Consider the following 18,750-nt stretch of genomic DNA (forward strand, 5'->3'; position numbering starts at 1 on the left):
CTTTACCGCGGGCGGATCAAGCGATCCCGAGGGCCGCCTTCTCGACCTCGTAGGCGGCCCGCACCGCGGCGGCCCCGTAGGCGCGCTCCAGGCGCCGCACGGTGAAATGCGCCCGCGCGGTCGATTGGAAGTGGTTCATGAAGGCGGTGTTGACCGCCGCGCCGCCGAAGGCGCCGAGGATCGGCACCGCCTGCGCGGCGACCTTCTGGGAGACGACCAGACCGAAGCGCGCGGCGATCTGGGCGGTGAAGCGGATCAGCGCCGGCGCCGACTGGTCGAGGAGCGTCTTGCTCCCGGCGTAGCGCGCCGCCTCCGACAGGGTCTTGGCCAGCGCGGCGCGGACCGCGAAGTAGCCGCTCTCGGTGAGCGCCGAGCCCGCCTCGGTCTCCGCCATGGCCCGGCCGCCGAGGGCGAAGACCTGCACGCAGGCGAGCGCGCCTTCGGGGGTCTCGAGATCCTCCCCCTCCTCCCGGGCGATCTCGGCGATCGAGCGCAGCATCAGCGTGGTCGAGACCGGCAGCTCGACCGCCAGCGTCGCGAGGCCGAACGCGCCGCCGACCGCGCCCGAGAGCGCCGCCATCGCTCTGTGCTTGGCGTCGCCCGAGCCGAGCAGCCGCGCGAGACGGCTCTCGGCCTTCGCGGCCACACCGCCGAGACCCTCGCCCTCGGCGGGGACGAGTTCCTTGCGCGGCAGCGTCGCCAGCGCGACGCGCAGCGCGCCCCGCATGGCCACCTCGGTGCTGCGGCTGACGGCCTCGGTGACCGGGGTCGGCAGCGATCGGCCGATGATGTCGAGGGGCGCGCCGGCCGCCGCGGAGAGCCGCGCCGCGAGGCTCGGACGCTCTAGCACCTGCACGGCGCGGCGCAGGGCGGCGAGGTCCGCGTCGCTCAGCGCTATCTCTGGCGTCTCGGCCGGCAGCGTCTCGCCGGCGCGGGTGAGGTCGCTCGTGCTCATCCGTCGATCCCTGGATCTGTCCCGCTCACGCGGCCCCGGGGGCGCGCGCCGTGGTAGGAAGCTCGGGCCCCGGGATGCGGTTCCCCGGCTCCTGGGCGTCCCGCGCCGGGGCCGCGGCCTCCACCCGACCGCTCCGGCGCCCGACCGCGAGGCAGAGCACGAGGACGGGGATTCCCACGAGGGAGGTCATGACGAAGAAGGCCGGGTAGCCGATCGCCGCGACCACGAAGCCCGACGAGCCCGCGATCAGCTTGCCCGGCAGCGCGTAGAGCGAGGAGAACAGCGCGTACTGCGTCGCCGCGTAGGCCGGGCTGGTGAGGCTCGACATGTAGGCGATCAGCACGATCCCCGCGAAGGAGCCGCAGAAGTTCTCGATCGAGATGGCCACGGTCAGGCGCCAGATCTCGGGCGCGCCGGCCGCCAGCCACGCGAAGGCGAGGTGGGAGGCGGCGGCCAGGAAGGCGCCCAGCAGCAGCGTCGGGAACAGGCCGAAGCGGGCGAGCGCCCAGCCGCCCGCGAAGCCGCCCGCGATGCCGACCCAGATGCCGTAGAGCTTGGTGACGGTGGCGATCTCCTTCAGGTCGAAGCCCAGCGTCCGGTAGAGCGGGCTCGCCATGACGCCCGACAGGAAGTCGGGCAGCCGGAACAGGGCCACGAGCAGGAGGATGCCCCAGAGCGCGCCGCCGAACCGGCCGTGCAGCTCGGTCAGCGGCTCCAGGATGGCGCGGCGCATCGACCAGAACCGGGACCGGCCGGGCGTCTCGGCGGGGGCCGCGCGCGGTCTGTCGAAGGCCGGGGCCAGCAGGGCGGCGATCATCCCGACCAGCATGAGGGCGGCCATGATCAGGTAGGCCAGCGTCCAGCCCCCCGCGGAGGCGATGAACAGCGCGCCCGCGCCGGCGCTGATCAGGCCGAGGCGGTAGCCGAGGTTCGAGGTCGCCGCCAGGATGCCCTGGAAGTCGCTGCCGGCGGCGTCGATGCGCCAACCGTCGATCACGACGTCCTGGCTCGCCGCGCAGAACGCCACCAGGAAGGCCCCGAGCCCGAGGAGGGCGAGGTTGGTCTTCGGGTCCGAGAAGGCCATCAGGATCAGGCACAGGGCGACCGCGGCCTGCGTCGTCACCATCCAGGCGCGGCGGCGCCCGAGCCGGGCGCTCAGCACCGGCACGTTCAGGCGGTCGATCGCGGGCGCCCAGAGGAACTTCAGCGAGTAGGGCAGCGCCACGTAGCTGAACAGGCCGATCGCCCGCACGTCGATGTCCGAGAAGGCGAGGCGGAGCGTGAACGTCCCCAGCACCAGGAGCAGCGGCAGTCCGGACGAGAATCCGAGTGCCAGCATGAGCGCGATCCGCCGGTCCTCGACGATGTCGCGGAGCCGGAAGCGACGCGTCGCCTGTGGCTGGTTCGCCATGGCATGGAACTCCTGAGCGTTCGTGGCCTTGATCCCGCGAAATCGTGGCAGCCTTACGCCGCACCTGTCTCCGCTGGATCGTGCTGTCTTGCGCCCCAATCTTGGTAGAAGCTTGCTTAACGCGGTGTCCACGTCCCGCGGTCGGAGCGCGATGGTGGCGCCGCCGGACGAACGGGGCCACCGCCTGACTGTGGAATGATGCGTTGAGTGCCCGATCCGAGACCGGTCCGCCCCTCGCGACGCTGGTCGACGCGTTCGCGTCGAGCCCGTCGCCGATGGTCATCACCGATGCGCGCGCGCCCGACAACCCGATCGCCTGGGCGAACGACGCGTTCCTGAGCGCCACGGGCTACGCCGCCGACGAGATCGTCGGGCGCAACTGCCGCATGCTGCAGGGGCCGGCCACGGACCGGTCGACGATCCAGCGGATCCGCGCGGCCGTCGAGTCCGCCGAGGCGATCTCGGTGGAGCTGCTCAACTATCGCAAGGACGGGTCGTCGTTCTGGAACGCGATGACCATCACGCCGGTGCGCGACGCCGAGGGGCTCGCCTACTTCTACGCCGCGCAGGCGGACATGACCCATGTCCACCAGATGGAAGTGTCGATGCGCGGCACCAACGACGAGCTGGAGCGCCTCGTCGCGGCGCGGACCCAGGACCTGACATCGGCGCTGGAGCAGAAGACCGCCCTCCTCCACGAGGTCGACCACCGGGTGAAGAACAATCTCCAGGTGATCTCGTCGCTGATGCTCCTGAAGGCCCGGCGCACGCCCGAGGGCGAGGCGCGCGACGCGCTCCAGGGCATGGCGGAGCGGATCGGCGCCCTCTCGACCGCCCACCGGATGCTCTACTCCGAGGGCGACTGCACGCACTTCAACCTCGGCGACTTCGCGGCCGAGTTCCTGGCCGACATGAATGCCGGCCTGGACCCGGAGCGGCGCCGGGTGGAGGCCGATGTCGAGCCGATCGCGGTGGCCGCCGCGATGGCGGCGCCTCTCGCGCTGATGATCCACGAATTGACGGCCAACGCCCTGCGCCACGCCTTCCCGGGCGAGCGCGAGGGGCGCGTGTCGATCGTCGCCCGCCGCACCGAGGGCGGGATGCACATGACGATCCGCGACGACGGCGTCGGCGTCGCCGCGGCGGCCCCGAACCCGGCGGGGTTCGGGCGCAATCTCGTGGAGATGGTGGTTCGGCAGATGCGCGGGACCATCGCCTGGGCGGATGCCGGCCCGGGCACGACCGTCGAGATCGACATCCCGCTCCAGCAGCCGGCTTGAGAAATCGACGTGGAGGCATCAAGCTCGTCGGCCGCGGGGCCGGAGGACGAAGAGCGCATGGGGACCGGGAACGCCGCCGCGGACGCCGCCCTCCGCATCCTCGTGGTCGAGGACGAGGCCCTGATCGCCCTCGAGCTGGAATGCCTGCTGGACGATCTCGGGCACGTCACCGTCGGCGTCGCCGGCAACGCGACGGAGGCCATCGCGATGGGCCGGTCCACGGCGCCCGACGTCGCCCTCGTCGACATCCACCTCGTCGACGGCCCGACCGGCATCGACGTGGCCCGGGCGCTCTCGGCCGACCGGCGCACCACCGTGGTGTTCATGACCGCCAACGCCAAGCGCATCCCGGCCGATTTCGCCGGCGCGATCGGGGTGATCGCCAAGCCTTATTCCGAGCGCGTCGTGGCCAGCACCCTCGACTACGTGGCCGATCGCCGGGCCGGCCGCGACGGGCCGGCCTGCCCGGACGGGTTCTCGCCCGCGCCCGTCTGAGATTCTTCGGGTCAGGCCCCCGGCGCGCGGCCCACGGGTCTCAGCCCCGCGCCGCCCGCTCGCGCTTCAGCCGGTAGAGCGCGTCCAGCGCCTCGCGCGGCGTCAGCGCGTCCGGGTCGATCCCGTCGAGCAGCGCGCCCAGCGGATCCTCCGGCGGCGGCTCCGGCGGCGGGGGTGGCGCGAGGGCCGCGAAGAGCGGCAGGTCGTCGATCCGGGCGCGGGCGGGACGGCCCCGCTCGGCCTTCTCCAGGCTCTTGAGGATCGCCCCGGCCCGGGTCACGACGCTGCCCGGGAGGCCGGCGAGCCGTGCCACCTGCAGCCCGTAGCTGCGCTCGGCGACGCCCGGCACGACCTCGTGCAGGAACACGACGCCGTCCCGGTGCTCGGCCACCTTCAGGGTGGCGTTCTCCAGCCGCGCCAGCCGGTCGCCCAGCGCCGTCAGCTCGTGGAAATGCGTGGCGAACAGCGCCCGGCAGGCATTCACCTCGTGGAGGTGCTCCAGGCAGGCCCAGGCGATCGACAGGCCGTCGAAGGTCGCGGTGCCGCGGCCGATCTCGTCCAGGATCACCAGGGAGCGCCGGGTCGCCTGGTTGAGGATCGCCGCGGTCTCGACCATCTCGACCATGAAGGTCGATTGCCCCCGGGCGAGGTCGTCGGCGGCGCCGACGCGGGAGAACAGCCGGTCGACCCGGCCGATCCGCGCCTCCGCGGCCGGCACGAAGGCGCCGATCTGGGCGAGCACCGCGATCAGCGCGTTCTGGCGCAGGAAGGTCGACTTGCCGCCCATGTTGGGGCCGGTGATCAGGCGGATCCGGCCGCGCGTGTCGCCGGACAGGTCGCAGTCGTTGGCGATGAACGGCTCGCCGGCCCGGCGCAGGGCCGCCTCGACCACCGGGTGGCGGCCGCCGACCACGACGAAGCTGAGCGAGTCGTCGACCACGGGACGCCGCCAGTCGAGCTCGACGGCGAGTTCCGCGTGGCTCGCCGCCACGTCGAGCCCGGCCAGCGCCTCGGCCACCTCGGCGACGGGCTCGGCCTGGGCCAGCACACGGGCCGCGAGGTCGTCGAAGACGGCGGCCTCCAGGGCCAGGGCCCGGTCGGAGGCGCCCGAGATCTTCGATTCGAGCTCGCCCAGCTCGACGCTGGTGAAGCGCATCGCGTCCACCATGGTCTGGCGATGGACGAACTCGCTCTGCAGGCCCTTCAGGCAGGCCTCGCCGACCGATTGCGGGACCTCGATGAAGTAGCCCAGCAGGTTGTTGTGCTTGATCCGCAGGGTCCGGCAGCCGGTCTGCTCGGCGTAGCGCGCCTGAAGGGCCGCGATCACCTTGCGGGAATCCTGTCCGAGGGTCCGCGCCTCGTCGATCTCCGGGTGGTAGCCCGTGCGGACGAAGCCGCCGTCGCGCCGGCTCAGGGGCAGCTCGTCGGCGAGCGCCGCCGCCAGGGTCGCGATGAGCGCCCGGTCGGCCTCGGCCAGATGCTCGGCCAGCCGGGCGAGTTCCGCCGGGAGGCCGTTCATGGCGGCGAGGCGCGCGCCGAGATCCGCCGCGACCGCGAGGCCGTCGCGGATGGCCGCGAGGTCCCGAGGACCCGCGCGACCGAGCCCCGTCCGCGAGAGCGCCCGCGCGAGGTCGGGCGCGCGGGCCAGGGCGTCGCGCAGGAAGCCGCGCAGGCGCGCGTCCTCCACCAGATACGCCACCGCGGCGTGCCGCCGGGCGATGGCGTCGAGATGGGTCAACGGGCCCGCGAGGTGCTCGGCGAGCAGCCGCGCCCCGTTCGCCGTCACGGTCCGGTCGATCGTGGCGAGGAGGCTCCCGGCGCGCTCGCCCGACAGGGTGCGGGTGAGTTCGAGATTGGCCCGCGTCGCCGCGTCGATCGCCAGGGTGGCGCCGCCATCCTCGCGGGTCGGGACCGCCAGGGGCGGACGGGCCGCGAGCTGCGTCCGGGCGATGTAGAGCAGCGCCGCCCCGGCGGCCGCGATCTCGGCCCGGGTGAACTGGCCGAACCCCTCCAGGGTCGAGACCCCGTACTGCTCGCGCAGGCGCCGCTCGGCGGCCGCGGGCTCGAGCTCGGCCTGCGCCAGAGGTACGACGGCCGCGCGGCTCTCCTGCCAGAGGCGCGCCAGGGCCGGATCGGCGTGGATCGCCTCCGACAGGACGATCTCCCGCGGGTCGTGCCGGGCGATGGCGCCGGACAGGTCGCCGCCCGCGACCTCGCTGAGGGAGAAGCGGCCCGTGGAGATGTCCACCGCGGCCAGGCCGTAGGCGACCGCCCCCTCCCCCGTCTTCCGGCGGCCGATGGCCAGGAGGAGGTTGGCGCGGGCCGGGTCGAGGAGCCGGTCCTCGGTGATCGTGCCGGGCGTGACGAGCCGCACGACCTCGCGGCGGACCACGGATTTCGGCCCGCGCTTCTTGGCCTCGGCCGGATCCTCGGTCTGCTCGCACACCGCCACGCGGTGGCCGAGGGCGATGAGTCGGTTGAGATAGTCGTCGGACCGGTCGACCGGCACGCCGCACATCGGGATCTCGCCGCCCGCGTGCTTGCCGCGCTTCGTCAGGACGATGCCGAGGGCCCGGGACGCGATCTCCGCGTCCTCGAAGAACAGCTCGTAGAAGTCGCCCATCCGGTAGAACAGCAGGCAGTCCGGATTGGCGGCCTTGATCTCGATGTACTGCGCCATCATCGGCGTCGCGCCGGCCGGGTCCAGGCCGGGCGTGGGCGTCGTGTCGGCGGCGGGGCGGACGGCGGTTCTGGCCATGCCGCCTCTTAGCAGAGCGACGCCGGCGAATCAGGCCGGGCGAACCGATGCGACTGGGGAGAAGGCGCCCGGACTCCGCATCGCCGGTGGATGGCGCCCGGATCCGCCACAGCCTGCGCGGAATCCGGGCGCGGTCGCGATGTCAGTAGCGCGGGCCGCCCGTGGTGTTGCCGAGCTGCTGCTGGTAGCCCGGGCGCGACGGGTTGCGGGCGTTCGGGTTGCCGTGGCGCATCGTGTTCATGCGCCGCATCCGGCGCTCGTGCCGGGTCGAGTGATGGCGGTGCATCCGGTGATGATGCATGCGGTGATGGCGATGCATCGCCACGGTCTCGACCATGTCGGATCCGGCGAAGCCGGGCTGCGCGATCGCGGGCGCGGCCTGCGACGCGACGGTTCCGGCCAGGAGGCCGCCGAAGACCACACCCGCGGTCAGGAAAGAACGAAAAGACATCGTGGAGTAGCTCCGATCAGCCCTCATGGGCCACCACCAAGTGACAAGTGCTCGTCATGTTCCGGAGCGGCGAGCGAAAAATAGTACGTGGCTTCCGAGAAGCGAACGGATTACCGCACCGCCCGACGCGCGTCCGCACCCGCCGGCGCGGAGACTTGCGAGATCCGGCCGTGCATTGAATATCGCTCTACAACTTGCCCGCGTGGACCGGCCCGCTTTCACGCGGGTGCAAGGCGGCTAGCGGAGGAACGCGCCGAGGTCGGCGTTGACCGCCTCGGGCTCCTCGTGGGCGAGCCAGTGGCTGGCCCGCTCGTACCAGCGGAGCCGGCCGGCGTCGCAGTACGCGAGGCTCGCCTCCGCCAAGCCGGGCTGCAGCGCCGTATCCCGTCGCCCCCAGAGGATCAGCACCGGCACGCGCACCCGCGGCGGCCGCGCCCGGGGCAGCTGCACAAGGGCCCGGTACCAGTTCAGCATGCCGGTCATCGCGCCGGGCCGGAGCCACGCCGCGACGTAATGGTCGAGATCGGCCTGCGCGAAGGTGCCGGGCCAGCTGGAGGTCGTCAGCGCGCGCCGCAGGGCCCGGCCGCGATCCGCCGTGAGCAGCCGCTCGGGCAGGCGCGGGAGCTGGAAGAGGCCCACATAGGTGCTGCGCAGCCACTGACCGGGATGGCGGCGCATGTAGGCGCCGACGATCGCGGGATGCGGCGCGTTGAGGATCGCCAGCCGGTCGATCCGCTCGGGGTGGCGGCTCGCCACCCACCACGCGACGAGGCCACCCCAGTCGTGGCCGACGAGCCGCACCGTGGGCGCGCCGTAGGCGTCGGCCAGGGCCAGGACGTCGCCGGCTAGCCGGTCCAGGTGGTAGGCGGCGATCCCCGCCGGCTTGTCGCTGAGGCCGTAGCCGCGCTGATCCGGTGCGATGATCCGCAGCCCCGCCTCGGCGAGCGGCCCGATCTGGTGGCGCCAGCCGTACCAGGATTCCGGGAAGCCGTGCAGCAGGATCGTCGGCGGCCCCGTCTCGGGGCCTGCCTCGGCCACGTGCAGGCCGACCTCCGGCAGGGCGATCCGGCGAAACCTCACTCCCGCGACGGTCATCCTCGCGCGCGCTCCGTCATGTCGGGCCCCCCCGCGGCGGAGAACGCGCGCATCCTCCGGTCCGGTCCGCTCAGAAGCCGAGCGCGGCGCCGTCACCGGCGTCCGGGGAGAGCTGGTCGCGCAGACGCTCCGGCGCGGTCCGCGTCCAGAGGCACAGCAGCACGAAGGCGGCGCCGTGCAGGAGGGCGTGCGGCCCGGAATGGTCGGCTGCGGCGCGCCGGTCCGGCGCGGAACCGGGCACGGCGCCGGTCGGGGTCTTGGCAGGATGGGTCATGGTTCCGGTCTCCCGATGACGTGTTGCACCGGAGATCGTCGGCGGATGGTCCGGGTTACAGGGCCGCGGGCGCCGCGCGTGCGCCGCCGCACGCGGACATCTCAGCGCACCGGGTCAGAGCACCGGGTCAGCGCACCCGTTCAGCGCATCGGATCGAGCCAGCGCGCGAGGGTCCCGGTCGCGATGCCCGCGCGGGTCTCCCGGTAGCCGAGCTCCGCCGATTCCCGGAAGCGCGACCACGCCCGCAGGTCGATGCCGGAGAGCTGCGGCTTCAGCACGGCGGTCGCGTGGGCCGCCGCCATCAGGCTCTGCGCGTCGCTCGACACGGTGGCGGCGCGCAGGAGCAGCGGGGCCAGGCCCGGCATCGCCAGCGGCGAGCCGATCAGCCTGCGCATGAGCCGGCCGCTCCACCCGCGCCGCGGCATGTCCTGGAACGCCCGGTCGGTCCCGACATCGACGGCCAGGACCGGGCCGCGCTCCAGCCCGGCGGCGACGTCGGCCGGCAGGTTGTTCATCATGCCGCCGTCGACCAGGACGCCCTCGTCGCACAGCACGGGCGGCAGGAGGCCGGGGATCGCGATGCTGGCGCGCAGGGCCTTCGGCAGGTCGCCCGAGCGGTGCACCATGGTGTTGCCGGTCGTCAGGTTCGACGAGACGCAGAAGAACGGCAGCCAGAGGTCCTCGATGCGCACGCCGCCGTAGCGCGCCGCGAGGCCGGCATCGACCTTTGCGCCGCGGGTCAGCGCGTGCAGCGGCAGCGTGTAGTCGTTGATCGGGTTGCTGGTGGCGAAGAACGCCTCGATCTGGGCCTGGATCTCCGCGACGCTCCAGCCCATGGCGAGGCTCGCCGCGATGATCGCGCCCATGCTGGTCCCGCCCACGAAGTCGGGCGCGCAGGACACCTCGTCGAGGGCCTTGAGCACCCCGAGATGGGCGAGCCCCCGCGCCCCGCCGCCGCCGAGGACGAGGCCGCGCGCCGACCCGCTGGCGAGCCGCGCGAGGCGATGCAGATCCCCCCGGTCGCCGTCCCGGACCTGGATGCGCATCGCCGCGGGCAGCGCGGCGACCTCCGGATGCAGGGCCCTCGGGCGCCGGGCCGCGGGGTCCTGGCGCACGACGAGGTCCATGCGGATCCAGTCGGAGCGCACCCGGTCGAGATAGGCCGCCGCGCCCGGCCGGGGCGGCGCGCCGGGCTCGGCGAGGAGCAGGACATGGTCGCCCCGCCGCTGGCTCTGCCGGCACCAGGGGCAGTCGATGTCGTGCGCCGCGAAGATCGTGCGCGCGTGGGCGCCCTCGAAGGCCTGGAACCACGCCTCGTCGGCGCCCTCCGGCCAGTCGGTGAGGCAGCCGGTCTTCCCGGGCAGCAGGGCGTCGAAGGCGGCGGCGAGCTGCCGCGCCACCCGCGCCGGATCGGGCCCCTCGGTCACGGCCAGGATCGTGAAGATCCGCGGTGCGTGGTGGACCGAATGGCCGTCGTAGATCGCCCGCAGGCGGTCGGCGAGCATCCGGGCGAAATAGAGGAGCGTGTGCGGGTGCTCGGCGATCACCGCCTCGAAGGCGTCGCGGGTGAGTTGCAGGAGGTGCGAATCGCGCAGCGCCATAACGGTCGCCGCCCGCGGGGCGTCCGACAGCAGGGCCATCTCGCCGAAGGTCTCGGGCGGCCGCAGGCGCGCGATCCGGGTCGGCCGCCCGGCATGGTCGCGGGCCGAGACGCCGACCGCGCCGGAGACCAGCGTGTACAGGGCGTCCCCGGTCTCGCCCTGCTCGAACAGGGTCCGGCCGCCCGGCACCGCCACCGGCACCATCCGGGCCCGCACGGCCGCGACCGCCGGCGCGTCGAGGCCGGCGAGGAACGGGATCTCGGGGGCGCTCACGCCGGGACCGCCGCGTCGCCCGTCCCGAGCAGGCCTGCCGACGAACCCTGCCCCATTGTTCCGTTCCCGTCCCCGTGTCTTTCGACCACCATAGCGCATGGCGGCCGCCGGTACGCCCCGTGACCGCGGCCCGCATCTGAAACGCCGACGCCTTCGCGCGGCGGCGGCCATCCGCTACAGGCGGTGAAACACCGGAACCGGGAGGAACGCATGTCGGGGCTTGAGCGGATCGCGATCGTGACCGGGGCCGGGACGGGTGTCGGCAAGGCCGCCGCCCTGGCGCTCGCCGACGCCGGATGGCGCGTCGTCCTCTCGGGGCGGCGTCAGGCTCCCCTCGAGGAGGTCGCCGCGCGGATCGGTCACGGGGCCCTGGCGGTCCCGACCGACGTGACCGATCCCGACTCGATCGCCGCCCTGTTCACGCGCACCAAGGCGGAGTTCGGCCGGCTCGACCTGCTGTTCAACAATGCCGGGATCGGCGCTCCGGCGGTCCCGCTGGAGGATCTGCCCCTCGAGACCTGGCGGCAGGTGGTCGACACCAACCTCACGGCGCTGTTCCTGTGCACGCAGCACGCCTTCCGGATCATGCGCGACCAGGATCCCCGGGGCGGCCGGATCATCAACAACGGCTCGATCTCGGCCCACGCGCCCCGACCGAACTCCATCGCCTACACGGCGACCAAGCACGCCGTGACCGGGCTGACCAAGGCGACCTCCCTCGACGGCCGGGCCTACGACATCGCCTGCGGCCAGATCGATATCGGCAACGCCGACACGCCCATGGGCGGCAAGATGAAGGCCGGCGTCCCGCAGGCGGACGGCTCCCTGCGGGCCGAGGCGGTGATGGATCCGGACCATGTCGGTCAGGCCGTGCTGTCCATGGCGAGCCTGCCGCTGGAGGCCAACGTGCAGTTCATGACCATCATGGCCACCAAGATGCCGTTCGTCGGCCGCGGCTGAACCAACGCGGTTTCCGGGCCCGCGCGGCGACGCCGCGCTGAACTGCTTGGCGGTGCGGACACGCGATCCGGCCTGCCCTGATCCGATCGAGCGGACCGGTCATCGCCGCCGTGCCGATCGGCCGGCCGCGCCCCGTGGCCCACGCGACCCCATCGCGCCGACCGGCGATCGAATCCGGGCCTGAATCCGCGGCGCGCTCCACACACACCTGAGGCTGCGCCGCGAGACGGGGCGCCGCGCGTGCCGATTGACGGCCCGTTCTATAACTCATACAAATCGAATGCCCGAGCTTCTCAAGGTCCGGGCTTGGCCCTCGAAGAGGCTGCCGGCGGCGCCCGAATCGCGCCTCTGCCTGCCAACCCGGCCAAGCTTGCCGGATCGGCTCCCGCAGGGATATTCGGTCGGGCAGTGGATGGGTGTCGGCCATAGACAAGGTAAGTAAAACATCGAGTTTTAATTATAGAAAATAATCAATCGACAATAATGGAAGCACGGACTCGCTTCGATTGAAGTCGAAGTCCGGCTGCGAAGCGATAGGGGGGATTATGATCGCCAGGCAGACGGTTCTCAAATACATCCTGGGCCTGTCGCTCCTCGGCGTGTCCGCCGCGACATCCGCGCAGGCGGCCGGCGGGGATCCGATCGGGGTCGCCATGCCGACCAAGTCGTCGCAGCGCTGGATCGACGACGGCAACAACATCGTCAGGCTTCTGAAGGCCAAGGGCTACAAGCCGGATCTGCAATACGCGGACGACGACATCCCGACCCAGCTCGCCCAGATCGAGAACATGCTCACCACCGGCGTGAAGATCCTGGTGATCGCTTCCATCGACGGCACGACCCTCAGCGATGTGCTGTCCAAAGCGAGCGAGCGCGGCGTCAGGGTCATCGCCTACGACCGGCTCATCCGGGAGACGCCGAACGTCGATTACTACGCCACCTTCGACAACTACAAGGTCGGCGTTCAGCAGGCGACATCCATCGTCGACGCCCTCGGCCTGAAGGACGGGAAGGCGCCCTTCAACATCGAACTGTTCGGCGGTTCGCCCGACGACAATAACGCATACTTTTTCTACGACGGCGCCCTGTCGGTGCTGAAGCCCTACCTCGACGCGAAGAGGCTCGTTGTGCGCTCGGGCCAGTTCGGCATGGACAAGGTGTCCACCCTGCGCTGGGACGCCGCGACCGCCCAGGCGCGGATGGATAACCTGCTCTCGGCCTATTACGGCAACGCCCATCTGGATGCCGTGCTCTCGCCCTACGACGGCATCTCCACGGCGATCCTCTCGTCGGTGAAGAGCGTGGGCTACGGGTCGGGCGGCGTGAAGCTGCCGGTGATCAGCGGCCAGGACGCCGAGCTGCAATCGGTCAAGTCGATCATCGCCGGTGAGCAGACGGCGACGATCTTCAAGGACACCCGGGACCTGGCCAAGGTGACGGTGGCGATGATCGACGCCATCCAGGCGGGCCGACAGCCCGAGGTCAACGACGTGAAGACCTACGACAACGGCAAGAAGATCGTCCCGTCCTACCTGCTCACGCCGGTGATCGTCACCCGGGCCAACTGGAAGCCGGCCCTGATCGACACGGGCTACTACACGCTCGACCAGCTCAAGTGACCGATGCCGGGGCGGAGCCCGGTCGCTCCGCCCGATCCGATCCCCGCCGCGACGGCTGTCGCGCGGGCCGAACGTGCAGTCCGAGCTGGTAGGCGCCGTATGCAGCCCGTTCTCGAAATGCGGGGAATCACCAAGACCTTCCCCGGCGTGAAGGCCCTCTCCGACGTCAACCTGACCGTCGAGCCCGCCGAGATCCTCGCCCTGGTCGGCGAGAACGGCGCGGGGAAGTCGACGCTGATGAAGGTGCTGAGCGGCGTGTATCCCTACGGGTCGTACACGGGTGACATCACCTACGAGGGGCGGCCGGGCCGCTTCCGGGACATCACGGACAGCGAGCGCCTCGGCATCGTGATCATCCACCAGGAACTCGCCCTGGTGCCGTATCTGTCGATCGCCGAGAACATCTTCCTCGGCAACGAGCCGGCCCGGTTCGGGGTCATCGACCGGGATCGTGTCCAGGCCCGCGCCCGCGCGCTGATGGCGATGGTGGGGCTCGACGAGAGCCCCGACACCCTCGTCACACATCTCGGGGTCGGCAAGCAGCAGCTCGTGGAGATCGCCAAGGCGCTCTCCAAGGAGGTGAAGCTCCTGATCCTCGACGAACCGACCGCGTCGTTGAGCGAGACCGACAGCGAGGCCCTGCTGCAGCTCCTGCTGCGCTTCAAGGCGCAGGGCATCGCCTCGATCCTGATCTCCCACAAGCTCAACGAGATCGCCAAGGTGGCCGACCGGATCACGGTCCTGCGCGACGGCAGCACCGTCGAGACCCTCGACTGCCGCGGCGGCGCGATCGACGAGGACCGCATCATCCGGGCGATGGTCGGCCGCACGCTGGAGAGCCGCTACCCGGTCCGCACGCCGCGGATCGGCGCGGTGCTGATGGAGGTGCGCGACTGGACGGTCCACCACCCCGTCCACGCCGACCGGGCGGTGGTGCGCGACGTCGACCTGAGCCTGCGCCGGGGCGAGATCGTCGGGATCGCGGGCCTGATGGGCTCCGGCCGGACCGAGCTCGCCATGAGCCTCTTCGGCCGGTCCTACGGCCGGGACATCCGGGGCACGGTCCGGATCGAGTGCGTCGAGGTCGACGTCTCGACGATCGACCGGGCGATCGCGGCCGGCCTCGCCTACGTCACCGAGGACCGCAAGCAGCTCGGGCTCGTGCTGGGCGAGGACATCGCCCGGAACACCACCCTGGCGAACCTGCCCGGGATCTCCACCGCCGCGGTGATCGACGAGGCGGCCGAGCACCGGGTCGCGACCGGCTACCGCACCAAGATGCGCATCCGCTCCGTCGGGGTGACGCAGCAGACCGTGAACCTGTCGGGCGGCAACCAGCAGAAGGTCGTGCTGAGCAAGTGGCTGTTCACCCGGCCCAAGGTGCTGATCCTCGACGAGCCGACCCGCGGCATCGATGTCGGCGCGAAGTACGAGATCTACAGCATCATCAACGAGCTGGCCGAGGACGGCCGCGGCGTCCTCCTGATCTCCTCGGAGATGCCGGAACTGCTCGGCCTCTGCGACCGCATCTACGTGATGAACGAGGGGCGCTTCGTGGGCGAATTCGACCGCGCCGAGGCCAGCCAGGAAGCGATCATGCGCGCGATCATGCGCTCCAGGGGTCTGAACGAATGACCGACATCACAGTGAGCAAGTCCGTGAGCCCCGGCCACGACATCGTCCCGGCGGGTGCGGCCGGGGTCCGGCGCGGCCGCCTGCCGATGGCGCAGCTGCGCGCCTACGGGCTCGTCGTCGCGCTGGCGGCGATCACGCTGTTCTTCGAGGTCGCGACGGGCGGCGTCCTGTTCCAGCCGCTGAACCTGACCAACCTGATCCTCCAGAACAGCTACGTCGTCGTGATGGCGCTCGGGATGCTGCTGGTCATAGTGGCCGGGCATATCGACCTGTCGGTCGGCTCGGTGGTCGGTTTCGTGGGGGCGCTCGCCGCCCTGCTGATGGTCCGCTTCCACGTCGACTCGTTCTCTGCGGCCGTCCTGTGCCTCGCGGTGGGCGCGGTCATCGGCGGTCTGCAGGGCTACTTCGTGGCCTACCTCGCCATCCCGAGCTTCATCGTCACCCTGGCCGGCATGATGGTGTTCCGCGGCCTGACGCAGGTGCTGCTGCAGGGGGCCTCCATCGGACCGTTCCCGGAGGTGTTCCAGCTCCTCGCCAAGGGCTTCCTCGTCAACGGCGCCGGACCCTGGACCGCAGTCCTGATCGCCGCCGCGCTGGTCGCGACGCTGACCGGGCTGAACTGGCGACGGCGGCAGGCTCGGCTGCGGAACGGGAGCCCGGCCGAGTCCCCGGCGGCGTTCATCGGCCGCAACGGCGTGACCGCCATCCTGATCCTGGCCTTCGCCTGGCAGATGAGCGCGTACCGGGGCCTGCCCAACGTGCTCCTCGTGCTGCTGGCGCTGGTGACGCTCTACGGCTTCGTGACGACGCGGACGACGATCGGGCGCCGGATCTACGCGCTGGGCGGGAACATCAAGGCCGCGCGCCTCTCGGGGATCAAGACCGAGCGGCTGACCTTCCTGACCTTCGCCAACATGGGCGCGCTGGCGGGCCTCGCCGGCATGATCTTCGTCGCCCGGCTCAACACCGCGAACTCGAAGGCCGGCGTCGGGATGGAGCTCGACGTGATCGCGGCCTGCTTCATCGGCGGCGCCTCGGCGGCGGGCGGCATCGGCAAGGTCTCGGGCGTCGTGATCGGCGCCTTCATCATCGGAATCATGAACAACGGCATGTCGATCCTGGGGATCGGCGTCGACTGGCAGCAGGTGATCAAGGGTGTCGTCCTGCTCGCCGCCGTGTGCCTCGACGTCCACAACAAGACCAACCGGCTCTGACCGGCGCCGCGCGCTCCGCGGTCCCGCCTCCGGTTCGGATGGCCCCGATCGGGACGGCGCGGGTCCGCCTCGCGGAGGGTGTCGATCCGGCGGTGCCGCGATCGCTTGTGGCGTGCCCCGCGTGGTCGTGGCGCAGTGTTCGCGGAGGTCGGGCCGCCGGGCCCGGCCCGGCCGCCCGAGGCGGCGGCCGGGTTTCCGCCGCCCGGCGCGATCAGGTCTTGCGGGCGACCGTGAAGCGGGCGGCGTCGCGCAGGACGCGGGCGCCCTCCCCCCAGGACGACACCGCGTCCTCGCAGACGCCGACGAGGCGGTCGCACTCGGCGCGGGCCCCGTCGATGCCGAGACGGTCGACGAGCGTCGCCTTGCCGGCATCCTTGTCCTTGCCGGTGGCCTTGCCCATGGCCTCGGGCGAGGCCTCCCGGTCGAGGATGTCGTCGGCGATCTGGAAGGCCTGCCCCAGGGCGAGGCCGTAGCGCAGGAGTGCGGCCTGCTGGTCCTTGTCGGCACCGCCGACGATCGCGCCGGCCTCCACCGAGAAGGCCAGGATCGCGCCGGTCTTCATCGCCTGCATCCGCAGGGTGTCGTCCACGTCCATGTTGGCCGCGCCGAACCGGCCCTCGGCGGTGAGGTCGAGGAGCTGGCCGCCGACCATGCCGCCGAGGCCCGAGGCCCGGGCGAGGCCGAGCACGAGGTCGGCGCGGATGCGCGCATCCGGCTGCCAGGTCGGGTCGGCCACGATCTCGAAGGCCAGCGTCTGCAGGGCGTCGCCGACGAGGATGGCGGTGGCCTCGTCGTAGGCCTTGTGGACCGTGGGCTTGCCGCGGCGCATGTCGTCGTCGTCCATCGCCGGCAGGTCGTCGTGGACGAGGCTGTAGCAGTGGACCAGCTCGACGCCGGCACCGGCGGCGAGGGCGGCGGCCTCGGAGCCGCCGAGCATCCGGGCGGTCTCGATGGCGAGGAACGGCCGGAGACGCTTGCCGCCGCCGAGCACGGCGTGCCGCATGGCCTCCATCAGGCGGGGCGGCCGGGCGATCTCGCCGGCGCCGACCGCGGGGCCGAGCCGCTCGACCAGGAAGGTCTCGACCGTGCCGGCGACCTCCGTCAACCTGTGGGTAAAATCGGCGGCCGGCGTGACTGCCTTGACCGAACCGGTCGGTGCCTGCGTTGAGGGGGTCGGGGTCATCGGGCTTACGTCCGGTCCTGGCCTTGCGAAAACCAATCGGGTGTCAGTTGGGCGGGGACGGACTCACGGTGGACGGGGCTCGACGCAGGCGGGAGACGGCAGGTCGCGACCTCCCGCTCGCGCGCCCGCGCCGTTCCCGTCGCGTCCGACAGCTTGTGGGAGCGCTGCTGCTGCTCCCCGCCGTCGGGTTCGTCCTCGCGCTGACGTTGGCGCTCGTCTATAGCGCGGTGATGCCGCCGTCGACCCTGATGCTGGGACGGTGGTTGACGCTTCAGCCGGTGAGTTGGGATCCGGTCCCGCTCTCCGCCATCGCGCCGGTCCTGCCGCAGGCGGTGATCGCCTCGGAGGATCAGCGCTTCTGCCTGGATCACGGGGTCGATTTCGGCGCGATCCGCGACGTGGTCGAGGACGAGGATTCCCCGAGCCGCGGCGCCTCCACGATCGCCATGCAGACGGTGAAGAACGTCTTCCTGTGGCCCGGCCGCTCCTACATCCGGAAGGCCATCGAGATCCCGCTGGCGCTGGCGCTCGACACGCTCTGGGGCAAGCGCCGGATGATGGAGATCTACCTCAACGTCGCCGAGTGGGGCGACGGGATCTACGGCGCGCAGGCCGCGAGCCGGCACTGGTTCGGCAAGGACGCGAGCCGGCTGACCCGCAACGAGGCCGCCCTCCTCGCCGCCGTGCTGCCGAACCCGATCACCCGCAGCGCCGGCCGGCCCTCCCCCGGGGTGCGCCGCCGGGCCGCGCGGATCCAGGCGATGATGGGACAGATCGACGGCCTCACGGGCTGCTTGCGGCGGTAGCAGGGGGCGACTCGCCTCTGTAAGACGGGCCTTCCAAGCGTGAGAGCCGGGACCGATACACGATGAGCGATGCCGTCTACGACCTGAGCCTGGAGCGCATCGCCCTGATCCGCCGGATGGTCGTCGCCTGGGACGGCGCCGAGCCGGGGGCGCCGACCATCCACCCGGCCGCCCCCTATGGCAGCCTCGACCGCGACGGCGACATCGCCAACGTCACCGGCGACGACGAGGGCGCCGAGGAGGAGCACCGGTCGCTCGAGGACGGCCTCGCCGTCTTCGTCCAGAACGGGCAGCTGAAGCCGGGCCGGTACCAGTACCACAATGGTCTGGCCAAGCTCGATCCGGGCGCCGTGGGCGACGTCTTCCGGGACGCGGCCACCGGCGAGACCCCGGACGTCATCACCTTCGCGGTGACGCCCGAGCACCTCGCGCTGATCCCGCAGCTGAATATCGGGTGGAACGCCGAGCAGGGGGTGCCGCGCGTCGACCCGGAGCGGCCCTACGGCGCGGACGGCGCCTACACCGCGGCCATGAAGCGCCTTCTCGCCGCCGTGCCGGGCGCGGCCGCGAACGACGACGAGGACGCGGAGACGCGGCTCGTGCGCCTCCATCGCGAATTGCAGCCGGCCCTGCAGATCTTCCTGCGCTACGCCGATCTCGGGCCCGGCGACTTCCGTCGGGCCGCCGAGCGCTGGCTCCCCGCCTGACGGCTACCTCCGGTCGCTGCCGCCCGCGCGGCG

The 18,750-nt window shown here is 71.8% G+C and carries 16 protein-coding genes; 8 read left to right on the forward strand and 8 right to left on the reverse strand.

From position 1 onward, the window contains the following. Positions 1 to 16 precede the first annotated feature (16 nt). The gene (locus BMY19_RS15410) at positions 17 to 955 is read right to left on the reverse strand and encodes an EcsC family protein (protein ID WP_100252195.1); all 939 of its coding nucleotides are present in this window, start codon (positions 953 to 955) and stop codon (positions 17 to 19) included. Positions 956 to 980: 25 nt separating this feature from the next. Beyond that, entirely contained in the window at positions 981 to 2,366 is a 1,386-nt protein-coding gene (locus BMY19_RS15415; protein WP_056522528.1) for an AmpG family muropeptide MFS transporter, read from the reverse strand. A gap of 203 nt (positions 2,367 to 2,569) precedes the next feature. Between BMY19_RS15415 and BMY19_RS15420 the strand changes: the two genes are divergently transcribed. Together BMY19_RS15420 and BMY19_RS15425 are read left to right on the forward strand one after the other, a co-directional pair. Next, entirely contained in the window at positions 2,570 to 3,646 is a 1,077-nt protein-coding gene (locus BMY19_RS15420; protein ID WP_100252196.1) for a histidine kinase dimerization/phosphoacceptor domain -containing protein, read from the forward strand. 57 nt (positions 3,647 to 3,703) lie between these two features. Beyond that, positions 3,704 to 4,141, forward strand: coding sequence for a response regulator (locus tag BMY19_RS15425; protein WP_020093483.1), 438 nt, complete (start codon positions 3,704 to 3,706; stop codon positions 4,139 to 4,141). Positions 4,142 to 4,181: 40 nt separating this feature from the next. Here BMY19_RS15425 and mutS read toward each other — a convergent pair whose 3' ends face one another. The 5 genes from mutS to BMY19_RS15450 all read right to left on the reverse strand — a co-directional run bounded on the left by mutS (position 4,182) and on the right by BMY19_RS15450 (position 10,593). Continuing rightward, positions 4,182 to 6,899: a DNA mismatch repair protein MutS gene (mutS, locus tag BMY19_RS15430; RefSeq protein ID WP_100252197.1), complete on the reverse strand. Its 2,718-nt coding sequence runs from the start codon at positions 6,897 to 6,899 to the stop codon at positions 4,182 to 4,184. A 142-nt stretch (positions 6,900 to 7,041) separates the two neighbouring features. Further along, on the reverse strand, positions 7,042 to 7,350 hold the full coding sequence (locus tag BMY19_RS15435; RefSeq protein WP_026604979.1) for a hypothetical protein: 309 nt from the start codon (positions 7,348 to 7,350) through the stop codon (positions 7,042 to 7,044). A gap of 237 nt (positions 7,351 to 7,587) precedes the next feature. Beyond that, positions 7,588 to 8,445 carry an alpha/beta fold hydrolase gene (locus tag BMY19_RS15440; RefSeq protein WP_100252198.1) on the reverse strand — a complete coding sequence of 286 codons (858 nt, stop codon included), beginning with the start codon at positions 8,443 to 8,445 and terminating at the stop codon, positions 7,588 to 7,590. 70 nt (positions 8,446 to 8,515) lie between these two features. Further along, the gene (locus tag BMY19_RS15445; RefSeq protein WP_020093487.1) at positions 8,516 to 8,719 is read right to left on the reverse strand and encodes a hypothetical protein; all 204 of its coding nucleotides are present in this window, start codon (positions 8,717 to 8,719) and stop codon (positions 8,516 to 8,518) included. 140 nt (positions 8,720 to 8,859) lie between these two features. Beyond that, positions 8,860 to 10,593 (reverse strand): patatin-like phospholipase family protein, encoded by a 1,734-nt coding sequence (locus BMY19_RS15450; RefSeq protein ID WP_100252199.1) that lies wholly within the window; start codon positions 10,591 to 10,593, stop codon positions 8,860 to 8,862. Between the two features lie 210 nt (positions 10,594 to 10,803). Between BMY19_RS15450 and BMY19_RS15455 the strand changes: the two genes are divergently transcribed. From BMY19_RS15455 to mmsB, 4 genes are all read left to right on the forward strand, one after another. Beyond that, complete coding sequence (locus tag BMY19_RS15455; protein WP_100252200.1) at positions 10,804 to 11,553, forward strand: SDR family oxidoreductase; 750 nt, start codon at positions 10,804 to 10,806, stop codon at positions 11,551 to 11,553. Positions 11,554 to 12,098: 545 nt separating this feature from the next. Beyond that, positions 12,099 to 13,172: a multiple monosaccharide ABC transporter substrate-binding protein gene (gene chvE, locus BMY19_RS15460; protein WP_100252201.1), complete on the forward strand. Its 1,074-nt coding sequence runs from the start codon at positions 12,099 to 12,101 to the stop codon at positions 13,170 to 13,172. Between the two features lie 99 nt (positions 13,173 to 13,271). After that, complete coding sequence (gene mmsA, locus BMY19_RS15465; RefSeq protein WP_100252202.1) at positions 13,272 to 14,807, forward strand: multiple monosaccharide ABC transporter ATP-binding protein; 1,536 nt, start codon at positions 13,272 to 13,274, stop codon at positions 14,805 to 14,807. An 86-nt stretch (positions 14,808 to 14,893) separates the two neighbouring features. Then, on the forward strand, positions 14,894 to 16,021 hold the full coding sequence (gene mmsB, locus BMY19_RS15470) for a multiple monosaccharide ABC transporter permease (protein WP_244534933.1): 1,128 nt from the start codon (positions 14,894 to 14,896) through the stop codon (positions 16,019 to 16,021). A gap of 211 nt (positions 16,022 to 16,232) precedes the next feature. On the opposite strand, the gene BMY19_RS15475 is transcribed toward mmsB, so the two are convergent. Then, positions 16,233 to 17,204: a polyprenyl synthetase family protein gene (locus tag BMY19_RS15475; protein WP_026604982.1), complete on the reverse strand. Its 972-nt coding sequence runs from the start codon at positions 17,202 to 17,204 to the stop codon at positions 16,233 to 16,235. A 155-nt stretch (positions 17,205 to 17,359) separates the two neighbouring features. Between BMY19_RS15475 and mtgA the strand changes: the two genes are divergently transcribed. Next, the gene (mtgA, locus tag BMY19_RS15480) at positions 17,360 to 18,010 is read left to right on the forward strand and encodes a monofunctional biosynthetic peptidoglycan transglycosylase (RefSeq protein WP_244534926.1); all 651 of its coding nucleotides are present in this window, start codon (positions 17,360 to 17,362) and stop codon (positions 18,008 to 18,010) included. A 62-nt stretch (positions 18,011 to 18,072) separates the two neighbouring features. Beyond that, positions 18,073 to 18,717 (forward strand): hypothetical protein, encoded by a 645-nt coding sequence (locus tag BMY19_RS15485; RefSeq protein WP_091977071.1) that lies wholly within the window; start codon positions 18,073 to 18,075, stop codon positions 18,715 to 18,717. Positions 18,718 to 18,750: the final 33 nt, after the last annotated feature.

The sequence above is a fragment of the Methylobacterium sp. UNC300MFChir4.1 genome (assembly GCF_900110155.1).
In the GTDB taxonomy this organism is placed as follows: Bacteria; Pseudomonadota; Alphaproteobacteria; order Rhizobiales; family Beijerinckiaceae; genus Methylobacterium.